Raw genomic sequence first — 6,519 nt, 5'->3', positions numbered from 1 at the left:
GTGCCGATGTGCAGCCGCAGCATCACGGTCGGAAACTGCGCCTCGAATGCCTTCAGCACCCGAACCAGCACCGGTGACGGCAGCGTCGCGTCGACCGACAGCGCGACCTCGGCCTCGAGCCCCTGGTGGTGGCCGTCGACGCGCGAGCGGATGCGCTGCAGCACGCCGATCATGCGCCGTGCGTCCTCCAGCATTGCCCGGCCGATCTCCGTCAATTGCGGCTCGCGCGTGCCCTCGCGCTCGAACAGTTTCAGCCCAAGCTGCGCCTCGAGATTGGCGATGCCGTAGCTGATGACGGACTGTGCCCGGTTGAGCTTGCGGCCGGCGGCCGAGAAGCTGCCGGCTTCGGCGACTGTCACAAAGATCTGAAGTTGATCGAGCGTCGGGTTGGGCTGCATCGTTATATCCAACTTATGGATGGATCGTATAGAAAATATACCAGTTTATTGAATGGATCGAAAGCCCCATATCTGGCGGGACAAATCATTCCAACCGCTGGAGAGAGCCCAAAATGTCCATTCTTCTTGTCACTTCGAGCCCGCGCGGCGCTGCCTCGCATTCGACCCGCATCGCCACCGAATTCGCCGAAAAGCTCGTCGCCGCCGATCCGTCGAACACGCTCGTCGTGCGCGACCTCGTCGCCAATCCGTTGCCGCACATCGATGCCGACTATGCGACGGGCATCTATACCCCGGCCGAAGCGCGCACCCCGCGCCAGGCTGAAGTCGTCGGCGTCTCCGATGTCGTGCTCGACGAGCTATTCGCCGCCGACACGGTGATCCTGGCCACCGGCTTCATCAACTTCAACATCTCCTCGACCCTGAAGTCATGGGTCGACCACATCTCCCGCTCCGGCAAGAGCTTTGCCTATGGCGAGAACGGCCCCAAGGGTCTGGTCACCGGCAAGAAGGTCTATATCGTGCTGGCTTCCGGCGGCATCTATTCGGAAGGTGCGGCCGTGCAGTTCGATCACGCCATTCCCTACCTGCGTGGCGTGCTCGGCTTCCTCGGCATGACCGATGTCGATGTCATCCGCATCGAAGGTGTCGGCATGGGCCCTGACGCGGTGACAGCAGCGCTCGCCAAGGCGACCGCCAAGGTCGACGCCGTCGTGGCCGCCAGCCGGGACGTCGCGGCTGCCGCATAAGGCGCTGCGGCCACCCACCCGAAATTGAAAAAGGCAGGCGCGTACGCGCCTGCCTTTTTCTTGGCGGCGCGACAAAGTTACGTGTGGAAAATGGATGTATTGCGTTGGATAAATTGCAGCGCAACGCCATTGGTTATTCTGCTGTTCTGCGTTATCGGTCGCCGATGTTCCTTTCCGTCGCTACAACGCAACGTCCGGCCACAGATCTCGGCTTCTTGCTGCACAAGCACCCCGAACGTCTGCACGAGACTGACCTATCCTTCGGCAAGGCTTGGCTGTTCTATCCGGAAGCGACCGACGAGCGTTGCGAGGCCGTACTTCTGCTAGACGTCGACCCTATAGGGCTAGTGCGAGGCAAGGGGCAGGCAGAAGGCTTGTTGGACCAGTATGTGAACGACCGCCCGTATGCGGCATCGTCCTTCCTGTCAGTGGCATTGAATAAGGCGCTGCGAACCGCGATGACCGGCATATCAAAGGAACGCCAGCAACTGGCCGACAGCGACCTGCCGCTCGAAACCGTGGTGACCCCGCTGCCGATGCGCGGCGGCGAGGCTCTCGTGCGGGGTCTGTTCGAACCCTTGGGATGGTCCGTTGACCTGACACCGATCGAAACTATTGGATCCAACACAGGCGGCCCCCGATACGGTCATCTTAGGCTGACCGGCACCGGCCGGCTAAGCAGCCTGCTCAATCACCTCTATGTCCTGATCCCGGTGATGGACGACGCCAAGCACTACTGGGTTGGCGAGGCCGAGATCGACAAGCTGCTGTCCAAAGGCGAAGGCTGGCTGGAAAACCACCCAGCCAAAGACCTAATCGTGCGCCGTTATCTGCGCAACCGGGGTGCGTTGGCCCGCATCGCCCTAGAGCGACTGGCTCCCGAGACGGCTGGTGAGGCCCTGCCTCCCGAAGCCCGGATTGCGCCCGAGGAAGCGCTCGAGGCGCCCATCCGACTGAATGACCTGCGCATGGACGCAGTGGTCCGAGCCATCCGCGCGACCGGCGCGACCAGTATTGCAGATCTGGGATGCGGCGAAGGCAAGCTTCTCTATCGGCTCGTGCGCGAACGATGGGTCCACAAGATGTTCGGACTCGACCCTGCCGTTCGTGAGCTGGAACGGGCTGCCAAGCGTCTCAAGCTGAACGAGTTCGGCGGACCGCCCGAAGGCCGTGTCACGCTGATGCATGGATCGCTGACATATCGCGACAGCCGCTGGGCAGAAGCTGATGTTGCCGTGTTGGTGGAGGTCATCGAGCATCTCGACGAAGACAGATTGCCCCTAATCGAACGTGTTGTCTTCGGCGAGACGGCGCCCAAAACCGTGATCGTGACCACGCCCAACGCCGATTATAACGCCTTGTTTCCCAATCTGGCTCCCGGCGCCTTTCGCCATCCGGATCACCGTTTCGAATGGAGCCGCGTTCGGTTTGAAGCCTGGGCGGCCCGGATCGGCAAGGCCTATGGCTACAGCGCCGCATTCAGCGACATCGGAGCCGTGCACCCAGTCCTGGGGGCGCCGACACAGATGGCGGTGTTCACCCGATGAGAGAGCCCGACAAGACCGATCTCGCCATCCCTGACTTCGCCCTGGTCGTGCTGATCGGATCGACGGGATCAGGCAAGTCGACCTTCGCCGCCAGGCACTTCCTGCCGACAGAAATCATCTCCTCGGATCGCTGCCGCGCGCTAGTCAGCGACAACGAGACTGATCAGGATGTCTCGGCAGATGCCTTCGATTTGGCGCGCGAGATTGCCAGCAAACGGCTCAAGTATCGCAAGCTGGCCGTCATCGATGCCACCAACGTGCGAGCCGCTGACCGCAAGGCCTGGATCGAACTTGCGCGCAAGTGGCACACCTTGCCGGTCGCCGTGGTCATCGATCCAGGTGTCGACGTCTGCGTCGCTCGCAACGCGTTGCGACCCGACCGGCCGTTCGGCGCCGGCGTGGTCCAGCGCATGACCACCGAAATTCGCAAGGGCCTCGGCGGGCTGCAACGCGAAGGTTTCCGCCAGGTCTGGAAGCTTACCAGCGAGGCCAGTATCGACACCGCCAGGGTCACGCGCCAGCCATTGTGGACCGACAAGCGCGACCACCACGGTCCGTTCGATATCATAGGCGACATCCACGGCTGCGCCGATGAACTTCAGGCCTTGCTCGCTCAACTCGGTTACAGCGTCGCCTGGTCCGAGGATCATGGCGAACGAATCGTCGCTGTGACACCGCCGGAAGGCCGCAAGATCGTCTTTGTCGGCGACCTCGTCGATCGCGGTCCCAACGTGCCCGACACCTTGCGCATCGCCATGAGCATGGTCGCGGCCGGAGCCGCCTACTGTGTCCAGGGCAATCACGAACGCAAGCTCAGCCGCTGGCTGGAGGGCCGCAAGGTGACGATTGCCCACGGCCTGCAACAAACCATCGATCAGCTGGACGCTCAGGATCGCGGCCTGCGAGAGGCTTTGCCGGCCTTCCTCGACAGCCTGCGCAGCCACGTCTGGCTGGATGACGGACGCCTCGCCGTCGCCCATGCCGGCCTCAAGGAAGAGATGATCGGACGTGGCTCCGGCGCTGTGCGCGAGTTCGCCCTCTATGGCGAAACCACTGGCGAAATCGACGAATTCGGCCTGCCCGTCCGTGCCGATTGGACTGCCGCCTATCGCGGCAAGACCGCCGTGGTCTACGGGCACACGCCGGTGCTGTCGGCCGAATGGGTCAACAACACGCTGTGTATCGACACCGGTTGCGTGTTCGGCGGCAAACTGACGGCCTTGCGCTGGCCGGAACGCGAACTGGTCGAGGTGCCGGCAATCCAGACTTGGTCCGAACCGGTGCGCCCACTAGGTGGATCCTCCGGTCTGGGCAGATCGGCACAGGCCGACGCCGACGGGGTGCTCGACTATGAGGATGTCTCTGGTCGACGTTGGATCGAGACCGAACTGAGGGGCCGGGTCGTTGTGGCCGAGGAGAACGCGTCGGCAGCACTTGAGGTGATGAGCCGTTTCGCATTGTCGCCGCAGTGGTTGATGTATCTGCCACCGACGATGTCGCCATCGGAGACCAGCAGCCAAAGCGGCTGGCTGGAGCGCCCCGAGGAGGCCTTCGCCCATTTCCGCGAGCGTGGCGTCACCCAAATCGTTTGCGAGGAGAAGCACATGGGTTCGCGGGCAGTCATCGCGCTGTGCCGAGACGCACAGGCGGCGCGCGACCGGTTCGGGGTCCCTGGCGACGAGACCGGCGCGATCTGGACCCGGACCGGACGCTCCTTTTTCAACGGCACTGGCATGACGGAGGGCCTGCTCGCCCGCCTCCGCGCCAGAGTCGAGGCTGTGGACCTATGGAAGGAATTGAACAGCGATTGGCTGCTGCTGGACGCCGAGATCATGCCCTGGTCGGCCAAGGCCAGCAGCCTGATTGAAAGCCAGTATGCACCAGTAGCGACGTCTGCGGCCGCAGGCCTCCAAGCCAGTCGCGAGGCGCTGGCCCGTGCGATGGCGCGTGGCATCGATGCGGCCTCGCTGGACGCTCGCCTTGAGGACCGGGCCGCGCGCGCGGCCAGATACGCTACCGCTTGGGCGCCTTACGTGTGGCCTGTCTCGGGCATCGAGGACCTGAAGGTCGCACCATTCCACCTGCTCGCCAGCGAGGGACGTGTCTGGTTCGATCATGACCACGTTTGGCACATGACACTTGCAGAGCGCCTGGCTGCCGGCGTGGTAACGCGAACACAATGGCGGGTGGTAGATCTGGCCGACGCCGGCGCTTGTGCCGAGGCTGTTGCCTGGTGGGAGACGCTGACCGGCTCGGGCGGCGAAGGCATGGTGGTGAAGCCGCGCGACTTCGTCAGCCGGAACAAGAAGGGGGTTATCCAGCCGGCGCTGAAGGTGCGCGGCCGGGAGTATCTGCGCATCATATATGGCCCTGAATACGACGCACCGGACAATCTCGTGCGCCTGCGGGAACGAGGCTTAGGTGGCAAGCGTAGTCTGGCGCTCCGGGAGTTCGCGCTCGGTCACGAGGCGCTGAAGCGGTTTGTCGCCAGGCAGCCCCTACGGCGTGTCCACGAGTGTGTTTTCGGCGTCCTGGCGCTGGAGAGCGAGCCAATAGATCCAAGGCTGTAGTCTAGACTACCCAATGAAATGCCTGAGCAACCCCGCCGAAGCGACCCCGATCAGCACGGTCGGCAGCATGGAAAACCGCGTGGCGGCTGCCAGAGTAACAGCCAGCGCCAGAAGATCCGCCGGGGACTTCGATACGAAGGCCGGTGCGATGACAGAGATCAGCACGCAGCCGGGCGCAGCTTCCATCACAGCCGTGGCACGGGCGCCCAGCGTGCGGTTGCGTAGGACGACATAGCCGCCGATCCGCGTCAGATAAGTGACGCCGGCCATCAGCACGATGGTGAGAAGGGTCACGGCATCAATCATGCATCACCTGCCATCAGCCAGGCCGCGACCAGACCCGACATGGCGCCGGCGGCGACATACCAGGCACCGGGAACGAAGAGATAGACCAGTGCTGCAACGACCAGGCTGACCAGCCAGGGCCGCGCCGCCGCCATACCCGTCCACATGCCGCGCATCAGCACCAGGAAGACAGCCGGGAACGCCATGTCAAAACCATAGGTCTCGACATGGCCAAGCATCGGACCGAGCAAGGCACCCAGCGTGGTGAAGGCCACCCAGGTGAGATACATCGCCAGCGCCGCGCCCATATAGTAGCGCGGGCTGAAGGCCGGCGTGATGCCGGCTGCAGCACGCAGTTTGGCATCGGCCAAGCCCAGCGCCCAGCTTTCATCGCACATAAGGAAAAGCGCCGGAAACACCTTGCGCCGTGGCAGGTCGCGCAGGAACGGCGCCAGTGCCGCCCCCATCAGCAGGTGACGGCTGTTGACCAGGAAGGTGATGGCGACGATGAGCACGATGTGCGGCGGCGACGTCCACAACTGGATCGCCGCGAACTCCGAACCGCCGGCGAAGTTCAGCCCTGTCATGGCAGACAGTTCGACCGTGCTCAAGCCTTTCTGCGTCGCCTGGGCGCCAAGCACCAGCGCATAGGGGATGGTGCCGAACAGCACCGGCGCGCAGGACGCCACGCCACGGCGGAATTCGGATTTCGAACCATCTGCCACCGTCTCGACTGCCTGTGAAATGCTCATGTGTCTTCATCGGCTGACCTCGCGGCCGCCGCTTCTCTGCGTTTGAAATCAACTGATGTCGGCAGCAAACATACCGAAATCGGTCCGCAATTTGGTTGCGGAGATTGTTGTATTTCGCCGAGTTCTGGCATTTTATGTTACAAATTTTCGAATAGATGGAATCTGTAGCCATGAAGCTGGATGAGATCGACAAGCGGATTCTGCGGGCGCTGCAGCGC

Annotated in this window: 6 protein-coding genes; 3 read left to right on the top strand and 3 right to left on the bottom strand. The window is 63.1% G+C overall.

The window, feature by feature from the left end; all coding sequences use genetic code 11:
* On the bottom strand, positions 1 to 398 hold a 398-nt coding region (locus tag EN884_RS20800; RefSeq protein ID WP_164895079.1), incomplete at its 3' end, for a LysR family transcriptional regulator.
* 113 nt (positions 399 to 511) lie between these two features.
* On the opposite strand from EN884_RS20800, the gene EN884_RS20795 reads away from it, so the two are divergent.
* The 3 genes from EN884_RS20795 to EN884_RS20785 all read left to right on the top strand — a co-directional run bounded on the left by EN884_RS20795 (position 512) and on the right by EN884_RS20785 (position 5,264).
* Positions 512 to 1,147: an FMN-dependent NADH-azoreductase gene (locus tag EN884_RS20795; RefSeq protein WP_024505492.1), complete on the top strand. Its 636-nt coding sequence runs from the start codon at positions 512 to 514 to the stop codon at positions 1,145 to 1,147.
* 104 nt (positions 1,148 to 1,251) lie between these two features.
* Positions 1,252 to 2,694 carry a 3' terminal RNA ribose 2'-O-methyltransferase Hen1 gene (locus EN884_RS20790; RefSeq protein ID WP_244514334.1) on the top strand — a complete coding sequence of 481 codons (1,443 nt, stop codon included), beginning with the start codon at positions 1,252 to 1,254 and terminating at the stop codon, positions 2,692 to 2,694.
* Positions 2,691 to 5,264 (top strand): polynucleotide kinase-phosphatase, encoded by a 2,574-nt coding sequence (locus EN884_RS20785; protein ID WP_063168770.1) that lies wholly within the window; start codon positions 2,691 to 2,693, stop codon positions 5,262 to 5,264. The genes EN884_RS20790 and EN884_RS20785 overlap by 4 nt, the downstream gene beginning before the upstream one ends.
* A 6-nt stretch (positions 5,265 to 5,270) precedes the next feature.
* On the opposite strand, the gene EN884_RS20780 is transcribed toward EN884_RS20785, so the two are convergent.
* Complete coding sequence (locus tag EN884_RS20780; RefSeq protein WP_013530160.1) at positions 5,271 to 5,570, bottom strand: AzlD family protein; 300 nt, start codon at positions 5,568 to 5,570, stop codon at positions 5,271 to 5,273.
* Positions 5,567 to 6,301 (bottom strand): AzlC family ABC transporter permease, encoded by a 735-nt coding sequence (locus tag EN884_RS20775; protein ID WP_013530159.1) that lies wholly within the window; start codon positions 6,299 to 6,301, stop codon positions 5,567 to 5,569. The genes EN884_RS20780 and EN884_RS20775 overlap by 4 nt, the downstream gene beginning before the upstream one ends.
* Between the last annotated feature and the right edge of the window lie 218 nt (positions 6,302 to 6,519).

It is taken from the genome of Mesorhizobium sp. M7A.F.Ca.AU.001.01.1.1 (assembly GCF_004022735.1).
Lineage (GTDB): Bacteria > Pseudomonadota > Alphaproteobacteria > Rhizobiales > Rhizobiaceae > Mesorhizobium > Mesorhizobium ciceri.
This window is presented reverse-complemented; position numbering and strand designations above follow the sequence as displayed.